This is a genomic window from Citrobacter sp. Awk 2, from assembly GCF_028069815.1.
In the GTDB taxonomy this organism is placed as follows: Bacteria; Pseudomonadota; Gammaproteobacteria; order Enterobacterales; family Enterobacteriaceae; genus Citrobacter.
The window spans coordinates 1-17,373 of the sequence record NZ_JANEWL010000100.1 but is presented as its reverse complement, the minus strand read 5'-3'; the positions used below and the strand labels follow the sequence as shown (position 1 = coordinate 17,373).

The window sequence follows — 17,373 nt, the reverse complement described above, 5'->3', positions numbered from 1 at the left end:
ATATGAATGTTAATGAAATTAGGTAGCATTATTATTCAGATAATTAATCTAAAGCTGTAAATAATGCGTTGTTTTTCATAACAAATATTTATCAAACCAGGCAAGAGTGCGTTCCCAGGCTAAATCAGCAGCTGCTTTATCATAACGGGGTGTCGAATCGTTATGAAAACCATGATTAACACCAGGATAGATATATGCTTGATAGATTTTCTTATTCGCTTTGAGTGCAGCGTCATAAGCGGGCCAGCCGTCATTAATTCGTGTGTCTAGCTCTGCATAGTGTAATAATAAAGGCGCATTAATTTTAGGGACATCGGAGGCAGGAACCTGACGCCCATAAAAGGGCACCGCACATGCCAGTTCAGGGAAAGCAACAGCCGCTGCATTCGCCACACCACCACCGTAGCAAAATCCAGTGATCCCCACCTTTCCCGTCGTCATCGAATAATGCTGCATAAATTCAATAGCAGCAAAAAAATCATTCATCAGCTTAACGGGGTCAACCTGCTGCTGTAATTCCCGGCCTTTATCATCATTGCCGGGATAACCTCCCAGTGAACTTAATCCATCGGGGGCCAGCGCTATATAACCCGCCTTCGCCACCCGCCGTGCTACATCCTCAATATACGGATTCAAACCGCGATTCTCATGTACCACAACCACTGCCGGAACCTTCCCCGTCACCTTCGCAGGTTTCACCAGATAACCTCGCACATCACCATGCCCATCTGGCGATGGATAGGTAATGTATTCTGCCAGAATATCGGGGTCGGTAAATTCTACCTGCGTTGCCAGGGCATAATTCGGTTTCAGCAAATTGAATAGCGCCAGTGCCGTCATGCCACCTACCGCATATTTCGCCGCCAGATTCAGAAACGCTCGTTTAGATATTTTGCCATGGGCGTAATAGTCATAGTAATCGAGTAACTCCTGCGGAAAGTCTTTAGCAGTCAAACGCGGCATGGTTGCACTCCTTAGTGATGTTTTTTAAGCAAAGCACAGTGGTCTGTTTTTGCCCAGTTTTTCATCCCAATGTGACCTGGGGAACGGGATATTCACCACGAACCCGCTAGAATAGAAACGTTGTTTTGAAATTCACCTGCACTAAGGAGATCTCATGGCCTGGTTTGCCAATCCTGAACGTTATGAGCAAATGCTCTATCGCTACTGTGGTCGCAGCGGCTTGCGCTTGCCCGCGCTATCGCTGGGTTTATGGCACAGTTTTGGACACGTTCAAGCTCTGGATTCACAACGAGCATTGCTGCGAAAAGCATTTGATTTAGGGATCACACATTTTGATTTAGCCAACAACTACGGGCCGCCTCCGGGCAGTGCTGAAGAGAATTTTGGTCGGTTATTGCGTGAGGATTTTGCACACTATCGTGATGAATTGATTATCTCGACCAAAGCGGGTTACGACATGTGGCCGGGGCCGTACGGTTCTGGCGGCTCACGCAAGTATCTGCTGGCCAGCCTCGACCAGAGCCTCAAGCGTATGGGTCTCGACTACGTCGATATCTTCTATTCGCACCGCGTTGATGAAAACACACCAATGGAAGAGACAGCTTCCGCGCTGGCCCAGGCCGTGCAAAGTGGCAAAGCGCTGTATGTCGGCATCTCATCTTATTCTCCAGAGCGCACACAGAAGATGGCCGAACTGCTGCGGGAATGGAAAATTCCTCTGCTTATCCACCAGCCATCCTACAACCTGCTTAACCGCTGGGTAGACAGCAGCGGCTTGCTGGATACGCTGGAATCCAACGGGATGGGATGTATAGCCTTCACCCCGTTGGCGCAGGGGTTGCTGACAGGGAAATACCTCAACGGTATTCCTGATGGTTCCCGCATGCAGCGTGAAGGGAAAAAAGTCCGCGGACTGACGGAAAATATGCTGACGGAAGCAAACCTCAGCAGTCTGCGTTTGCTCAATGAGATGGCACAACAGCGTGGGCAGTCGATGGCGCAAATGGCGTTAAGCTGGCTACTAAAAGATAACCGGGTCACATCGGTATTAATTGGCGCCAGCCGACCTGAGCAGTTAGAAGAGAACGTTCAGGCACTGGCAAACCTGACATTCAGTGCCGAAGAACTGGCACAGATCGATAAACATGTCGCTGACGGCAAGCTTAATCTGTGGCAAGCCTCATCAGACAAGTAACGATCTGACCATGACGCCGGGTATAGTCCTACCCGGCGTCATGGTCTGCTGATGAGGGTGGGCAAGACAATCTCGCCTCACATCACACCTCGTCCTCTTTGATCAATGGACGCTGGTATTCCGGCCACACCAGCGCGACAAGTGCAGGATAGGCTTCCAGGCTGAACTCCCTGAAGCACTGTCGCAAGTTAAGCACATCGAGATCGGCGTGCGGGACTTTCTCCCCGCTGAGGCAGCGCTTTTTGATATTGTCGTAATATTTATAAACCGCAGAGTTAAGATCGCTACAGCGCCGCTGTGCGTCAAAGAGCCCGGGCGTTTCATTCAGCTCCACCATCGTCATCCGCTTGACTGTGGAGTGGATAAAATCGATATATTCGTGATTGACTCGCCAATACCATACCGGAGTAATCGAATTCATCAGGGCAGAAAAATGATCTTCTCCCTCTTCTTTACTTAGCATTTCCGGCTGGTGCTGAGCGTTAACATCTTCTGTATAACGGTTTTTATTTGCACTACGCATTAGCAAAAGTACCCCGCAGGTAAGCAATAGCAGGGTAATAACAGAATAAAATATACTGTTCATAGCAGGCTCCATTTTTTTTGATTTTAAAATTACCCCATGCTATTGTCAACGCGGCCTACCTTATTAAAAACATCATATTATTGGCAGCAAAGGATATTTCAACATGCTTCCCGAGCATCTTGTTCCCTCTCGTTTTCATTTATCCGCAACCCCGAACAATACAAATACCACAGAAAATAGTGAAAATTTGACTCAGGGAAAGATAACGCTAAGTGATTACGAATCAGAAATTTTGATTAGCTCCACAACTACCGGCCAATCCCGGAATATGTTATTTGAAGAGTGCGATCGTCATTTAAAAGAGCGTCTTTTCCGCGCCGCAAAAATCGAGTCATTTACTCGCCTGCTCAATTCATTACAGGCGGAAGGCGACATTAACGCCCAGGAATTAAGTAAAATTCTGTCCAAAAATACAGCCATGATAAATGAACAAGGCAACAAAATTTGGCTTAATTTAATTACTCGCGAAACCAACGATCCTATTTTTTATTCTCTGGAAGAGAAATAAAATGAAAGATGTTGAAGATAATAATGTTTATTTGGCTTTAGATAACCACAAAAGTGATGAGTTTGTCTTAAAACAAAATCTGTCTGTGTTGATAGCCAATAAAAACGCGACGCTGGAAAGCCTTGCTCAAGAGATGGTTTCTATACCCGCCGCGCTGGTGCGGATGAAATGGCAAAATCGTCATGAAATCTACGCACTGCAAGCCAAAGAAGAGATTTACGGTGCCACTATCGAGGCCATCATCGCTCAGCAGCCAGAATTGCGGGACAAAATCATGGCCCGTCTGGAAAGCACATACCAGCATCTGCTTGCACGTGAAACAGCCACACTACGCCTGACCCGTAAGCTATCCGAAGGGAACTACGAGCCCACAAAAATCACTACGGTTGCGTTGGACGAGAACAGATAAGGCAAAAGACTTGCAGGGGAATGATATCAGGAGAAGCTTGCCGGGCAAGGTCAAACCTGTACCCGGCAACAACGATTATTTGGCTTTGACGGTCTCTTCACCGACCAAACCAATCTTCAGGTAGCCCGCCTGATGCAACGTATCCATAACCTTCATCATGGTTTCGTAGTCAACGGTTTTATCTGCCCGGAAGAAGATAGTGGTGTCTTTCTTGCCTTCAGTTAGCGCATTTAGCTCGTTAATCATCGTCTCATCGGTTACCTGATCGTTACCAATAAACATGGTGTTATCGGCTTTGACTGACAGGTAAACCGGTTTTTCCGGACGCGGTTGCGGCGTACTGGTGGATGCAGGGAGATTCACCTTCACATCTACGGTTGCCAGTGGCGCTGCCACCATAAAGATAATCAACAATACCAACATGACGTCGATAAACGGCGTCACGTTGATGTCATGCATTTCACCGTTATCGTCCAGGTTTTCATTAAAGCTCATTGCCATGGAACATTACCCTACACGTAATTTCTGCGCAGCACGTACCGGGTGTGCAGACGCGCTTGCACTCAGGTCCAGGTCACGGCTTTGCAGCAACAGCACCTGCGCCGCGACATCGCCCAGCATCGCTTTATAGCTGCCAATCTGACGAGCAAAAATGTTGTAGATAACAACAGCAGGGATTGCCGCGACCAGACCGATCGCGGTCGCTAACAGTGCTTCTGCAATACCTGGAGCAACAACAGCCAGGTTGGTGGTTTGGGTTTGTGCGATACCGATGAAGCTATTCATGATACCCCATACTGTACCGAACAACCCGACAAATGGAGAGATAGCCCCGATGGTTGCCAGGTATCCATTACCCCGCCCCATCTGACGGCCAACTGCGGCAACGCGACGTTCCAGACGGAAACCGGTACGCTCTTTGATCCCTTCGTTGTCATCACTGCCTTCTGACAGTTCCAGTTCATTCTGCGCTTCATTAATCAGCAGAGAACCCAGGCTTTTGGCATCGAATCCAGCGGCAATCTCACTTGCCATTTCTAAAGAGCGGGCATCTGCCAGCATTTGCTGTTCACGCTTAAGACGGCGCTTCTGCGTAAAGAACTCAAGGCTCTTACTAAAGAAGATAGCCCAGGTGACCACTGACGCCAAAATCAGCCCAATCATCACGCACTTAACCACGATATCGGCGTGCTGATACATACCCCAGACGGAAAGGTCCGTCTGCATCAAATTATTACCCACTCTGTATCTCCAGGACGCAAATCACAAAATCTGAGCGTAATCATATCAAAACGACGTCGAATTGATAGTCGTTCTCATTACTATTTACATAGTGCCGCACCTTTGGTTTCTTTTCCTTGCGCTCACGCAGTAAAAAAGTCACCAGAAATCGATTTGAGAATATTTTGTACTTTATGGCTATTCTGCAGGACGCGGCAGATGAGATTCATGCTAGTTTAGACATCCAGACGTATAAAAACAGGTAATACAACATGGCAGATAAGCAGCTTGAGACCAAACTCGTTCACGCCGGGCGTAGTAAAAAATACACGCTGGGTTCGGTAAATAGCGTGATCCAGCGCGCGTCTTCACTGGTATTCGACACCGTTGAGGCGAAAAAACAGGCGACGCATAACCGCGCAAACGGTGCCCTTTTCTATGGACGTCGCGGCACGCTGACGCATTTCTCACTGCAGGAAGCGATGTGTGAACTGGAAGGCGGCGCGGGCTGCGCCCTGTTCCCTTGCGGGGCAGCAGCCGTTGCCAACACCATCCTTGCCTTTGTTGAACAAGGCGATCATGTGCTGATGACAAACACCGCCTATGAACCCAGCCAGGATTTCTGCACTAAGGTACTGGGCAAGCTTGGCGTGACAACCGGCTGGTTCGATCCGCTGGTCGGTGCGGATATTGTGAAGCATATACAGCCGAACACTAAAGTCGTTTTTCTTGAGTCTCCAGGTTCTGTCACCATGGAAGTTCATGATGTTCCAGCCATTGTTGCCGCAGTCAGAAGCGTAGTACCTGACGCTGTCATCATGATTGATAACACCTGGGCTGCGGGCGTGTTGTTCAACGCGCTGGATTTCGGTATCGATATCTCAATTCAGGCAGGGACGAAATATCTGATTGGTCATTCTGACGGCATGGTTGGGACAGCGGTATCTAATGCCCGTTGCTGGGATCAACTGCGTGAAAACGCCTATCTGATGGGACAAATGCTGGATGCCGATACTGCCTATATGACCAGTCGCGGATTGCGGACGTTAAGCGTTCGCCTGCGCCAACACCATGAAAGCAGTTTGAAAGTTGCTGAGTGGCTGGCTGACCATCCGCAGGTTGCCCGTGTGAATCACCCGGCACTTCCCGGCAGCAAGGGACACGAGTTCTGGAAACGCGACTTTACCGGTAGCAGCGGCCTGTTCTCATTTGTTCTGAATAAGAAGCTAAATAATGAAGAGCTGTCTGCGTATCTGGATCACTTCAGCCTGTTCAGCATGGCCTATTCCTGGGGCGGTTTTGAATCACTGATTCTGGCGAACCAACCGGAACATATCGCGGCAATCCGTCCGAAAGGCAAAGTGGATTTCAGCGGAACGCTCATCCGTTTACACATCGGTTTAGAAAATGTTGACGATCTGATTGCCGATTTAGCCGCAGGATTTACCCGAATCGAGTAACATTGCTGCAGATGGACATATATGCAGACACTTCTGGTGGAAAAGTCTGCAATTGTTGCGTCCGGGATCAAGGCATCCCGGACAATTCAGGAGTACAATCCACTTATAAACGCTGTTCCACAGGAAAGTCCATGGTAGTCATTCAAGATATTATCTCCGCGCTCTGGCAACACGATTTTGCCGCGCTGGCGGATCCACACGTCGTGAGCGTGGTGTACTTTGTGATGTTCGCCACGTTGTTTTTAGAAAATGGCCTACTGCCCGCTTCCTTTTTGCCCGGTGACAGCCTGCTATTACTGGCAGGAGCGCTGATCGCTCAGGACGTGATGAGTTTTTTACCTACCATAGCGATTCTGACTGCCGCTGCCAGCCTCGGTTGCTGGCTGAGCTACATTCAGGGGCGCTGGCTGGGCAATACACGAACAGTGAAAGGCTGGCTGGCACAATTACCTGAAAAATATCATCAGCGTGCTACCTGTATGTTTGACCAGCACGGGTTGATGGCTCTACTCGCCGGACGTTTCCTGGCGTTTGTACGCACCTTGCTGCCGACCATGGCGGGGATTTCAGGGCTGCCTAACCGTCGCTTCCAGTTTTTTAATTGGCTGAGCGGCCTGCTGTGGGTCACTGTGGTCACCAGTTTCGGCTATGCGCTCAGCATGATCCCGTTTGTTAAACGCCACGAAGATCAGGTAATGACATTTTTAATGATCCTGCCAATCGCCCTGCTAACCGCAGGTCTGCTGGGAACGCTGTTTGTGGTGATTAAAAAAAAATACTGTAGCGCCTGAGCTGCGTCCGTAGGCCGGGTAAACCCCGGCATTTCGCTTTATAGCGCACAGCGTTAAGGCCTACGGAGAATCAGTCTGTTCGACAAGAGATCAACTCCCCTGCATCATCCTAATTCTGGCTGCATCTTCCCCTGGCGTGACGCCAAAGTAACGTTTGAACTCCCGACTAAACTGCGATGCACTCTCATAACCCACGCGCATTGCCGCCGCACTGGCTTTCAGCCCATCATGAATCATCATCATCCGCGCTTTATGCAATCGATAGCTCTTCAGATACTGCAACGGTGAAGTACTGGTCACCGATTTAAAATTATGATGGAACGCCGACACGCTCATATTGGCCTCTGCCGCCAATTGCTCAACATTGAGATTTTCGGTGTACTTGGTTTCAATTCGCTTCAGCACACGGCTTATCAAACTGAAATGTGTCTGGCGACTGACCAGCGCCAGTAAGGCTCCTCCGCGTGGCCCGGTCAGCACATGGTAGAGGATCTCACGAATAATCTGTTTTCCCAGAATACGTGCATCCAGTGGCCGCTCCATCACATCCAGCAGGCGTTCCGCTGCACAGAGAATTTCATCGGATAACGTCGCCGAATTGATCCCGCTTGCCGCCATTGCGGGCTGGAACAGCTCATCCTCCCCAATATCCATCAGCAATTCCTGCAATTGCAGGATATCGACGTTCAGGCGGATACCAGCCAACGGAACGTCCGGTGTCGCATAAGTTTCACATTCAAAGGGTAAAGGTACTGTTAGCAGTAAATATTCGTTGGCGTCATAGCGAAAGACACGCTCGTTGATATAACCAATTTTATGTCCTGAAAAGAGAAATATGATGCCAGGCTGATACATCACTGGCGTGCGCATCCCTGGTTCAGAGCCATACAGTAAGCGAATATCAGGCAGCAGATCATTCAATTTATTTTCATTGTTTTTCATCTGCTTAATTTTATCTGTCAGCAGGAGACAGATCTCATCACGGTTCATAGGGCACCATTTCATCATTGATTTGCAACCTTGATATAGTGCGCACTTTTATCTCTTTTCTCCAGTAGCCTGTAGAAATGGGCAAGACATCGGCAGAAATGAGCATTGAGAGGAACGCTTCTGACGACCACAATGTTCACCATCAGGCAGACACTCGCCTACCCTCTTTTACCCACACAAGGTAACGAGCAATGAACAACTTTAATCTCCATACCCCAACCCGCATTCTGTTTGGTAAAGGCGCGATTGCAGAACTGCGCGATCAAATCCCACAGGATGCTCGCGTACTGATTACCTACGGCGGTGGTAGCGTGAAAAAAACAGGCGTTCTGGCACAAGTTCAGGACGCATTGAAAGGTCTGGATGTGCTCGAGTTTGGCGGTATTGAGCCGAACCCATCCTATGAAACGCTGATGAACGCGGTAAAAATTGTCCGTGATGAGAAGGTGACATTCCTGCTGGCGGTAGGCGGCGGTTCTGTGCTGGATGGCACAAAATTCATCGCCGCAGCGGCACATTATGCAGACGGTGTTGACCCGTGGCGCATTCTGGAAACACGCGGTAACGACGTACAAAGCGCCGTCCCGATGGGCTCGGTACTGACCCTACCAGCAACCGGCTCAGAATCTAACTCTGGTGCGGTAATTTCGCGCAAAACAACTGGCGACAAACTGGCCTTCATGACCCCGTTTGTCCAGCCCGTATTTGCTGTGCTTGATCCAGTGTACACCTACACCCTGCCGCCGCGTCAGGTTGCCAACGGCGTGGTAGATGCTTTTGTTCATACTGTAGAACAATATGTGACTTATCCGGTAGACGGGAAAATTCAGGATCGCTTTGCCGAAGGCATTCTGCTGACGCTGATAGAAGACGGTCCGAAAGCGTTGCAGGAGCCGGAAAACTACAATGTACGTGCTAACGTCATGTGGGCAGCCACTCAGGCACTGAACGGACTGATCGGCGCAGGCGTACCGCAGGACTGGGCAACCCATATGCTGGGTCACGAACTGACGGCGATGCACGGACTTGACCACGCTCAGACGCTGGCAATCGTCTTGCCTGCATTGTGGAATGAAAAACGCGATACCAAGCGTGCCAAACTGCTGCAATACGCAGAGCGCATCTGGAATATCACTGAAGGCTCCGAAGACCAACGCATTGATGCTGCGATTGCCGCCACCCGTCAGTTCTTCGAACAAATGGGTGTACCGACTCGCCTGTCTGACTACGGTCTGGATGGCAGCTCCATCCCGGCACTGCTGGAAAAACTGGAAGCGCATGGCGGCACGAAACTGGGTGAACATCAGGACATTACGCTGGACGTCAGCCGCCGGATTTACGAAGCTGCCCGCTAAGGTTTTTTTAACCTCCGGCTTTCGTTTTTGGCTATTTATACCAGGCTTAAGTCACATAAACCTCACCGGGGCTTGCTCCGGTGTACTCAATTTACACCCAATCATTCATGATGCATCGAGGCGGCAATTGAGTGAATCCCCAGGAGCGCACATAAGTACGTGAGCGGGGTAAACGCAAGCAGCCAACAAAGAGGCAGCCTGAAGGATTAAGTGTGGGGGGGAATTATGACCGGTCCAACCATTATCAAGCTACAGGATGGTAACGTCATGCCGCAACTGGGCCTGGGGGTCTGGAAGGCAAGCAACGAAGAAGTCATCACCGCCATTCATAAAGCGCTGGAAGTGGGGTATCGCTCAATTGATACCGCTGCGGCGTACAAAAACGAAGAAGGTGTCGGCAAAGCATTACGCAATGCGGGCGTGCCACGCGAAGAGTTATTCATTACCACCAAGTTGTGGAATGATGACCAGAAGCGCCCACGGGAAGCGTTGCTCGAAAGCATGGAGAAACTCCAGCTCGATTACCTCGATCTCTACCTGATGCACTGGCCTGTCCCGGCGATCGATCACTACGTTGAAGCGTGGGAAAACATGATCGACCTGCAAAAAGAGGGGCTGATCAAGAGCATCGGTGTGTGCAACTTTCAGATCAATCATCTCCAGCGCCTGATGGATGAAACCGGCGTACCTCCGGTGATTAACCAGATAGAACTTCACCCGCTTATGCAGCAACGCCAGCTTCACGCCTGGAACGCGACACATAAGATCCAGACTGAGTCCTGGAGCCCACTGGCGCAAGGCGGTAAAGATGTATTCGATCAAAAGATCATTCGCGACCTCGCTGAAAAATATGGCAAATCACCGGCGCAGGTCGTCATTCGCTGGCATTTGGATAGCGGTCTGGTTGTCATCCCGAAATCCGTCACCCCTGCCCGCATTGCCGAGAACTTCAACGTCTGGGACTTCCGCCTGGATAAAGATGAACTCGGTGAAATTGCAAAACTCGATCAGGGTAAACGACTGGGCCCTGACCCGGATCAGTTCGGCGGTTAATCTCTCCTTTCCAGCCCGGCATTCCCGTCGGGCTTTTCTCCTGTCGAAATATTAAGAAACAATAAACGCGCAACTATAGATGTATTTATGGCACATCCACGTGCAGCATTACGCAATATAACTTACNAATTATTCAGCAATAATATTGATCTCATGAATACATCACAAATATCTATAGGTGCGTGACCATGGCGGGAAAAACACAGCAAGGCGTCAAATGGTTCCCATTGATTCTTATACTACTTATTTCTGCCGGGCTCTGGCAGCTTACCCCACCCAGTGGGTTAAGTGCGCCAGCCTGGCATTCAGCCATTATCTTCGTTGCTACCATTGCTTCTATCGTGGCGAAAGTATTACCCATCGGCGCCGTCGGCATTATCGGTATTACCGTTTTCGCCCTCGCTTATGCTGCCGGGGATAAAACCGCCAGCGGTGCTATTACCACCGCACTGAGCGAACTGAACAGTTCGCTGATCTGGCTGATTGTCGTTGCCTTTATGATTGCCCGCGGGTTTATCAAAACCGGCCTCGGTCGACGTATTGCGCTGCAGATGATCCGCCTGCTCGGAAAACGTACCCTGGGACTCGCCTACGGACTGGCGTTTGCGGACCTGATACTTTCCCCCGCAATGCCAAGCAATACGGCACGCTGTGGCGGCGTCATCTACCCGATAGCTGACTCTCTGGCACGCAGTTTCCATTCGAACCCGGAAGATGAATCCCGCAGTAAGATCGGCACCTTTCTTATCACCTGTATTGGCAACGTCAACGACGTCACTGCCGCGCTCTTTATGACCGGCTATACCGGCAACCTGTTGGCAGTGAAACTGGCAGCCAACGCGGGGGTCACGCTCACCTGGGGCAGTTGGTTTATGGCGGCGCTGCTGCCTTGCCTGGTTTCCTTACTGCTGGTTCCATTACTGGTCTACTGGATTGTGCGCCCGGAAATTAAACACACGCCGGATGCCCCTAATCTGGCGCGTAAAGAGCTGGCGGAAATGGGCCGTATGTCACGCGGTGAATGGCTGATGCTGGTTACTGTCGGCGTCCTGCTGGTGCTGTGGATTTTTGGTGATACGCTGGGCGTCGACGCCACCACCGCCTCATTTGTTGGTTTATCCATCTTGCTGCTCAGCGGCGTTCTGAGCTGGGAAGATGTCAAAAGCGAGAAAGGCGCATGGGATACGCTGATCTGGTTTGCCGCACTATTAATGATGGCGAATCAGTTGAAAAAACTGGGCTTTACCACCTGGTTTGGCAACCTGATTGGCGATAGCCTGAGCAGTACCATGCATGGAACCAGTTGGGTGGTTGTCCTGCTGCTGCTCAACGCCGCGTACTTTTATACTCACTACTTTTTTGCCAGCGGTAATGCGCAGATTGCGGCGCTGTACGCCGTTTTCCTTGGTGTCGGCTTGCATTTGAATATTCCAGCAGCGCCTACGGCGTTGATGTTGGCTTTCACCAGCAGCCTGTACTGTTCCCTCACTCAGTACACTCACGCCCGCGGCCCGATTCTGTTTGGTGCCGGGTACGTCCCGACAGGGGTCTGGTGGCGAACAGGATTCATCATCAGCCTGTTTAATCAAGCCGTCTTTATCACCGTAGGGCTGATGTGGTGGAAGATGCTGGGTCTGTACTAAACTCACTGCGTCCTGACGAAACGTCTTATCTACGGAGAAAAGGAATGACCTGTATTTTCTGTCAAATTGTTGAAGGTAAAGCGCCCTGCCATAAAGTCTGGGAAGACGAGCATCACCTGGCCTTTCTGTCGATTTTCCCGAACACTGAAGGTTTTACCGTGGTGATCCCGAAAAAGCACTACCCCAGCTATGCATTTGATATGCCGCCGCAGGCGCTGGCAGACCTGATGCTGGCGACCCAAAAGGTGGCGAAAAAACTGGATAACGCTTTCCCGGACGTCAGCCGTACAGGGATGTTTTTCGAAGGGTTTGGCGTGGATCATGTGCACAGTAAGCTCAGTCCTATGCATGGCACAGGTGATTTGACGCACTGGAAACCAATTGAGTCCCGGCAGACTAAATTTTTCGAGCGATATGAAGGGTATCTGTCGTCACATGACCACGAACGGGCTGACGATGAAAAACTGGCCGCATTAGCGGCCAGAATTCGCGAAGCATAAATACTGAGTACGCCTGCCGGATGGCGGTGCAGGGACCTTATCCGGCCTACAAATCGCCCGCCTACAACGCTGTGCAATTCGTAGGCCTGATAAGCTGTGCGCCATCAGGCATTTCTTCACCACCAGTTAAGACCGTTTAACGTCCTGCAACCTTGCCGCGTTTTTTATTCGCCGCAGGTGTCTGACGCTGGTGCGCGACCGGTGTATGCTTAGTCAGCGCCGGACGGGTATGGCGGTTCTGACGACGTGCTTCACGCATCTCTTCCAGCGTCGGGGCCGGAACCAGACATTCGCGACGACCGCCAATCAGATGCTTTTTCCCCATATCTTCCAGCGCCTGACGGATTAACGGCCAGTTAGCAGGATCATGGTAACGCAGCAGGGCTTTATGCAGACGACGCTGCTTATCACCTCTTGGCACCACCACATCTTCACTCTTATAACCAATTTTGCCCAACGGGTTTTTCCCGGTGTAATACATGGTTGTAGAGTTTGCCAGCGGTGATGGGTAGAAGTTCTGCACTTGATCCAAACGGAAACGACGCTGTTTCAGCCACAGAGCCAGATTCACCATATCCTCATCACGCGTACCCGGGTGCGCAGAGATAAAATAGGGGATCAGGTACTGTTCTTTACCGGCCTGTTTAGAATAGGTATCGAACAACTCTTTAAAGCGGTCGTAGCTGCCCATCCCCGGCTTCATCATCTTCGACAATGGGCCTTCTTCGGTATGCTCCGGCGCAATCTTCAGGTAGCCACCCACATGGTGAGTTGCCAGCTCTTTAATATAGCGCGGGTCCTCAACGGCGATGTCATAACGCACCCCGGATGCGATAAGGATCTTTTTAATACCTTTCAGATCACGCGCGCGGCGGTAAAGATTAATCGTCGGTTCGTGGTTAGTATCCATATGCGGGCAGATATCCGGATAAACACAGGACAGACGACGACAGGTCTGTTCTGCACGCGGAGACTTACAGCGCAGCATATACATGTTTGCCGTTGGGCCGCCGAGATCGGAAATCACGCCGGTAAAGCCCGGAACGGTATCGCGAATGGCTTCGATCTCATTGATGATCGAATCTTCAGAGCGGCTCTGGATAATGCGCCCTTCGTGCTCGGTGATCGAACAGAACGAGCAACCACCAAAACAGCCACGCATGATATTGATCGAGAAACGGATCATCTCATAGGCGGGAATACGGCTGCTACCGTATGCCGGATGCGGTACACGCTTGTACGGCAGTGCAAAGACGCTGTCCATTTCTTCGGTCGACAACGGGATCGCTGGCGGGTTAACCCAAATATAGCGATCGCCATGCTTTTGCATCAGTGCACGCGCGCATCCTGGGTTCGTTTCGTGGTGCAGAATGCGCGACGCATGGGCGTACAGTACTTTGTCGCTTTTCACTTTCTCGAAAGACGGCAACAGTACATAGGTTTTTTCCCACGGCTTCGGACGCGGCGGCTGTACGGTTACCGCTTTCGCTTCTTGTTTTTTCGGTGCCACCGGTTTGTTGTCAGCACACGGCAAGTCTTCGCCATACGGATGGGGGATGGGGTCAATTTTTCCTGGCATATCCAGGCGTGTGGAATCCACCCCGCTCCAGCCCGGCAGCGCTTCTTTAACCATAATCGCGGTATTACGCACATCGCGGATCTGATCAATGGTTTCGCCCATCGCCAGACGGTGTGCGACTTCCACCAATGGGCGTTCGCCGTTGCCAAACATCAGCATGTCAGCTTTTGAATCCACTAGCACGGAACGACGTACGGTATCTGACCAGTAATCGTAATGTGCAGTACGGCGCAGGCTGGCTTCAATACCGCCGAGAATAACCGGCACATCTTTCCAGGCTTCTTTACAGCGTTGGGTATAAACCAGCGTCGCGCGGTCCGGGCGTTTACCCGCCACGTTGTCCGGCGTATAGGCATCGTCATGGCGCAGTCGGCGATCGGCGGTATAACGGTTGATCATCGAGTCCATGTTGCCGGCAGTTACGCCGAAGAACAGGTTCGGTTTGCCCAGACGCATAAAGTCATCTTTGCTGTTCCATTCCGGTTGGGCGATGATCCCCACGCGAAAGCCCTGTGCTTCCAGCATACGGCCGCAAATAGCCATGCCGAAGCTCGGGTGATCGACGTATGCATCGCCGGTAACCAGAATGATGTCGCAGCTATCCCAGCCAAGTTGATCCATTTCGTCGCGTGACATCGGCAAAAATGGTGCCGGCCCAAAGCAGGCGGCCCAGTACTGCGGCCAGGAGAAAAGGTCTCTGTCCGGTTGGATCAGGGATATTGCGCTCATAATGCTTCCAAAAAAATGGTAAAAAAATAATCAAAGGCCGGGGATTATACGCTGGATCAACAGGGGAAATGAAGGAGTATTGTATGGATGTTAAATTTCATCTCTGCTGGTGCTACGCTGACCGTGCCTGTGCTTTCGCACGGCCCAGGCCGGGTTAGGCGAAACCGCCACCCGGCACAGGAATATCCGTTACGGAGCCGGATTCACCAGCATCTGTCCAATAGAACCACGGTCTGCCATTTCCAGCGTCTGGCTGTTGAAGTAGAACGGGAAATGCGCCCAGGAAGGCTGTCCATAATAGACCAGCAACTCCACTTGTCCATCAACCCAGACGGTATCTTTCCAGCCACGGTCTTCCGGGAACGGCATCGCACCATTCACATTACGGATCAGGAAAGAGACGCCTTCAATATGGAACGACTGCGGCATATCCGCGCGCACCGTCCAGCGCTCCCAGGAGCCCTGCTGCGCCGTGATATCCATGCGATTGACATCCCATAGTTGGCCATTGATTCCGGGATCGTCATCAAGGCTAATATCACGGCTGCGAATCGGCGAGCCGCTTAAAATTTCGGTGGGTAACAGACGCATTGGCAGGCTATCCGTTACCAGCGGCAGAAGGCCGGTTGGTCGCAGAGTCAGTACCAGCGTGGAGATCAGGATACTGGAAGGTTCAAAGAAACCACGGATCCTGTCAACAATACTGGCCGCCTCGCCGCAGGTAATCGAAACTTCATCACCGTTGGTCATATCGACCAGAATCTCACGACGCTCACCCGGCGCCAGCGATAGCTGCTTCACCGAAACCGGCGCGGGTAAAAAACCCTGATCGCCTGAGATAACATGCAGCGCACGACCATCGCTCATTTTCAGCAGATAACGACGCGAGTTTGAAGCATTCAGCAAACGCAAACGCACCCAGCCACGGGACACTTCGACATACGGACTTTGCGCCCCGTTGACCAGAAGAGTATCCCCCACAAAACCACCGCTGCCCGGCTCGCTATATTCTGGCGTACCGAAGTTATCCAGGCGTTTATCCTGAATAATGACTGGAAAATCATCCACGCCATAGTGGTTAGGGATTGGCAGTGATTTACTCACTTCATCTTCAACCAGCCACATCCCGGCAAGGCCGTTATAAACCTGCTGGGCTGTGCGATTTGGCGTATTGGCGTGATACCACAAGGTCGCAGCGCTCTGGCGGATCGGCAGCACGGGTGCCCAGTCCGCATTAGGCGACATCATACGCGCCGGCCCACCCATAAGAGGACCTGGTACCTGTAATCCGGCAACGGTCATTGAGACATTTTCTGTCAGACGGTTGCTGTAGATAAGCTTGACGTCATCGCCTTTCCAGACGCGGATTGTCGGCCCCAGGTAGCGCCCGTTAACACCCCAGACGGGTGCGCGCGTGCCAGGCGTAAACGACCAGTGCGCACGTTGCAGCGTCATAAATAGCGGCTGTCCCCGACGGGACTCCAGCAGGGGGGGAACAGGTAGCGGTTGTTGCTGACCGGCAGCATTAGCCTTCAGCGGAACAGCACCTGCACACAGTGCGATCCCCGATGCCTGAATGAACTGACGCCGACTGAATGACATATAAGCTCCATGAAAAACTGGCGATTAACACGCAGGAAATCATTTCCTGTAACAAACCCGAAATGAGCGAATTAAACCTTACCGGCAGCTTCCCGCTCAGCAACTTCTTTATCGAGTTCTGCGATTTTTTGTTCCATCAGCGTGCGGCAATGCGCTGCCAGTTCACGAACCTGATCTTTACCAAAATGACTGATATCCACTGGCGGCAGCATCTCTACAATCGCCAGCCCATTATTCAGCCGGTTCAATTTGATCTTATTAGAGGTCGTTGAAACGCAAACAGGGATAACCGGGACACCTGCAGCAATTGCCGCATGGAACGCACCTGTTTTAAACGGCAGCAGACCACGGCCACGGCTACGCGTTCCTTCAGGGAACATCCAGATAGAGATACGACGCTTTTTAAAGTGGTTCACAACCGCCGCAATGGTGCTGTGCGCTTTGGCGCGGTTATTTCTGTCGATCAACAGATTACCGGTGAGCCAGTACAGCTGTCCGAAGAAAGGGATCCACAACAGGCTTTTTTTACCTACTGTAACCGTCGGTGGCTGAACGATATTCGCTGCGGTAACCATGTCATAGTTATTCTGGTGGTTACAAATATAGATAGCATTACCATAGTTCTTCGCGTCAGGCGGCATGCGACACTCGACCTTCAGGCCATACAGGGGAGCCAGGCGACCAAACATATGGCCGAACGTCGCAACGTGTTTTGGATTTCTTGGGCTGAACAGACAGTATATGCAACCGAAAATACAGACCAAAATGCAGTAAATAACAGTAATAATT

17 protein-coding genes are annotated in these 17,373 nt (G+C 51.1%); 9 read left to right on the top strand and 8 right to left on the bottom strand.

The window, feature by feature from the left end; translation table 11 throughout:
* Positions 1-75 precede the first annotated feature (75 nt).
* A complete protein-coding gene (gene yghX, locus NNO02_RS19490) occupies positions 76-963 on the bottom strand; it encodes a YghX family hydrolase (protein WP_271455525.1) in 888 nt (295 codons plus the stop codon).
* Between the two features lie 154 nt (positions 964-1,117).
* On the opposite strand from yghX, the gene NNO02_RS19485 reads away from it, so the two are divergent.
* A complete protein-coding gene (locus tag NNO02_RS19485) occupies positions 1,118-2,158 on the top strand; it encodes an aldo/keto reductase (protein WP_271442221.1) in 1,041 nt (346 codons plus the stop codon).
* A gap of 82 nt (positions 2,159-2,240) precedes the next feature.
* Here NNO02_RS19485 and NNO02_RS19480 read toward each other — a convergent pair whose 3' ends face one another.
* Positions 2,241-2,744 carry an ESA_00282 family adhesion-associated protein gene (locus NNO02_RS19480; RefSeq protein WP_333908919.1) on the bottom strand — a complete coding sequence of 168 codons (504 nt, stop codon included), beginning with the start codon at positions 2,742-2,744 and terminating at the stop codon, positions 2,241-2,243.
* A gap of 103 nt (positions 2,745-2,847) precedes the next feature.
* Between NNO02_RS19480 and NNO02_RS19475 the strand changes: the two genes are divergently transcribed.
* A complete protein-coding gene (locus tag NNO02_RS19475; protein WP_271442223.1) occupies positions 2,848-3,252 on the top strand; it encodes a hypothetical protein in 405 nt (134 codons plus the stop codon).
* A 1-nt stretch (position 3,253) separates the two neighbouring features.
* The gene (locus NNO02_RS19470) at positions 3,254-3,661 is read left to right on the top strand and encodes a hypothetical protein (RefSeq protein WP_005123132.1); all 408 of its coding nucleotides are present in this window, start codon (positions 3,254-3,256) and stop codon (positions 3,659-3,661) included.
* A gap of 75 nt (positions 3,662-3,736) precedes the next feature.
* Here the strand turns inward: NNO02_RS19470 and exbD are convergent, their stop codons facing one another.
* Both exbD and exbB read right to left on the bottom strand, forming a co-directional pair.
* On the bottom strand, positions 3,737-4,162 hold the full coding sequence (gene exbD / locus NNO02_RS19465; RefSeq protein ID WP_048213224.1) for a TonB system transport protein ExbD: 426 nt from the start codon (positions 4,160-4,162) through the stop codon (positions 3,737-3,739).
* Between the two features lie 6 nt (positions 4,163-4,168).
* A complete protein-coding gene (gene exbB, locus NNO02_RS19460) occupies positions 4,169-4,903 on the bottom strand; it encodes a tol-pal system-associated acyl-CoA thioesterase (protein WP_271442225.1) in 735 nt (244 codons plus the stop codon).
* A gap of 251 nt (positions 4,904-5,154) precedes the next feature.
* Here exbB and metC point away from each other — a divergent pair, with 251 nt between their 5' ends.
* Positions 5,155-6,342, top strand: coding sequence for a cystathionine beta-lyase (gene metC, locus NNO02_RS19455; protein WP_271455524.1), 1,188 nt, complete (start codon positions 5,155-5,157; stop codon positions 6,340-6,342).
* Between the two features lie 131 nt (positions 6,343-6,473).
* On the top strand, positions 6,474-7,133 hold the full coding sequence (gene yghB, locus NNO02_RS19450; protein ID WP_137382572.1) for a DedA family general envelope maintenance protein YghB: 660 nt from the start codon (positions 6,474-6,476) through the stop codon (positions 7,131-7,133).
* Between the two features lie 90 nt (positions 7,134-7,223).
* Here the strand turns inward: yghB and NNO02_RS19445 are convergent, their stop codons facing one another.
* Complete coding sequence (locus tag NNO02_RS19445) at positions 7,224-8,123, bottom strand: AraC family transcriptional regulator (RefSeq protein WP_271455523.1); 900 nt, start codon at positions 8,121-8,123, stop codon at positions 7,224-7,226.
* A gap of 191 nt (positions 8,124-8,314) precedes the next feature.
* Here NNO02_RS19445 and yqhD point away from each other — a divergent pair, with 191 nt between their 5' ends.
* The 4 genes from yqhD (at position 8,315) to NNO02_RS19425 (ending at position 12,674) form a co-directional block, all read left to right on the top strand.
* On the top strand, positions 8,315-9,478 hold the full coding sequence (gene yqhD, locus NNO02_RS19440) for an alcohol dehydrogenase (RefSeq protein WP_271449646.1): 1,164 nt from the start codon (positions 8,315-8,317) through the stop codon (positions 9,476-9,478).
* A 225-nt stretch (positions 9,479-9,703) separates the two neighbouring features.
* Positions 9,704-10,531 carry a 2,5-didehydrogluconate reductase DkgA gene (gene dkgA / locus NNO02_RS19435; RefSeq protein WP_271442229.1) on the top strand — a complete coding sequence of 276 codons (828 nt, stop codon included), beginning with the start codon at positions 9,704-9,706 and terminating at the stop codon, positions 10,529-10,531.
* 188 nt (positions 10,532-10,719) lie between these two features.
* Entirely contained in the window at positions 10,720-12,174 is a 1,455-nt protein-coding gene (locus NNO02_RS19430) for a DASS family sodium-coupled anion symporter (protein ID WP_271455522.1), read from the top strand.
* A gap of 44 nt (positions 12,175-12,218) precedes the next feature.
* Positions 12,219-12,674, top strand: coding sequence for an HIT family protein (locus NNO02_RS19425; protein WP_271449648.1), 456 nt, complete (start codon positions 12,219-12,221; stop codon positions 12,672-12,674).
* 136 nt (positions 12,675-12,810) lie between these two features.
* Here NNO02_RS19425 and NNO02_RS19420 read toward each other — a convergent pair whose 3' ends face one another.
* The 3 genes from NNO02_RS19420 to plsC form a co-directional block, all read right to left on the bottom strand.
* On the bottom strand, positions 12,811-14,982 hold the full coding sequence (locus NNO02_RS19420; protein WP_202037744.1) for a YgiQ family radical SAM protein: 2,172 nt from the start codon (positions 14,980-14,982) through the stop codon (positions 12,811-12,813).
* A 189-nt stretch (positions 14,983-15,171) separates the two neighbouring features.
* Positions 15,172-16,584, bottom strand: a complete 1,413-nt coding sequence (gene ftsP / locus NNO02_RS19415; protein ID WP_005123112.1) for a cell division protein FtsP — start codon at positions 16,582-16,584, stop codon at positions 15,172-15,174.
* A 71-nt stretch (positions 16,585-16,655) separates the two neighbouring features.
* On the bottom strand, positions 16,656-17,372 hold the full coding sequence (gene plsC, locus NNO02_RS19410) for a 1-acylglycerol-3-phosphate O-acyltransferase (protein WP_271455521.1): 717 nt from the start codon (positions 17,370-17,372) through the stop codon (positions 16,656-16,658).
* Between the last annotated feature and the right edge of the window lies 1 nt (position 17,373).

Excerpts from the sequence above, each read along its gene's own strand:
- NNO02_RS19470 (WP_005123132.1), top strand. The coding sequence starts at position 3,254 with ATGAAAGATGTTGAAGATAATAATGTTTATTTGGCTTTAGATAACCAC.
- NNO02_RS19485 (WP_271442221.1), top strand. The coding sequence starts at position 1,118 with ATGGCCTGGTTTGCCAATCCTGAACGTTATGAGCAAATGCTCTATCGC.
- NNO02_RS19480 (WP_333908919.1), bottom strand. The coding sequence starts at position 2,744 with ATGAACAGTATATTTTATTCTGTTATTACCCTGCTATTGCTTACCTGC.
- yghB (WP_137382572.1), top strand. The coding sequence starts at position 6,474 with ATGGTAGTCATTCAAGATATTATCTCCGCGCTCTGGCAACACGATTTT.
- NNO02_RS19425 (WP_271449648.1), top strand. The coding sequence starts at position 12,219 with ATGACCTGTATTTTCTGTCAAATTGTTGAAGGTAAAGCGCCCTGCCAT.
- ftsP (WP_005123112.1), bottom strand. The coding sequence starts at position 16,584 with ATGTCATTCAGTCGGCGTCAGTTCATTCAGGCATCGGGGATCGCACTG.
- yghX (WP_271455525.1), bottom strand. The coding sequence starts at position 963 with ATGCCGCGTTTGACTGCTAAAGACTTTCCGCAGGAGTTACTCGATTAC.
- metC (WP_271455524.1), top strand. The coding sequence starts at position 5,155 with ATGGCAGATAAGCAGCTTGAGACCAAACTCGTTCACGCCGGGCGTAGT.
- NNO02_RS19445 (WP_271455523.1), bottom strand. The coding sequence starts at position 8,123 with ATGAACCGTGATGAGATCTGTCTCCTGCTGACAGATAAAATTAAGCAG.
- NNO02_RS19420 (WP_202037744.1), bottom strand. The coding sequence starts at position 14,982 with ATGAGCGCAATATCCCTGATCCAACCGGACAGAGACCTTTTCTCCTGG.
- yqhD (WP_271449646.1), top strand. The coding sequence starts at position 8,315 with ATGAACAACTTTAATCTCCATACCCCAACCCGCATTCTGTTTGGTAAA.
- NNO02_RS19475 (WP_271442223.1), top strand. The coding sequence starts at position 2,848 with ATGCTTCCCGAGCATCTTGTTCCCTCTCGTTTTCATTTATCCGCAACC.
- exbD (WP_048213224.1), bottom strand. The coding sequence starts at position 4,162 with ATGGCAATGAGCTTTAATGAAAACCTGGACGATAACGGTGAAATGCAT.
- NNO02_RS19430 (WP_271455522.1), top strand. The coding sequence starts at position 10,720 with ATGGCGGGAAAAACACAGCAAGGCGTCAAATGGTTCCCATTGATTCTT.
- dkgA (WP_271442229.1), top strand. The coding sequence starts at position 9,704 with ATGACCGGTCCAACCATTATCAAGCTACAGGATGGTAACGTCATGCCG.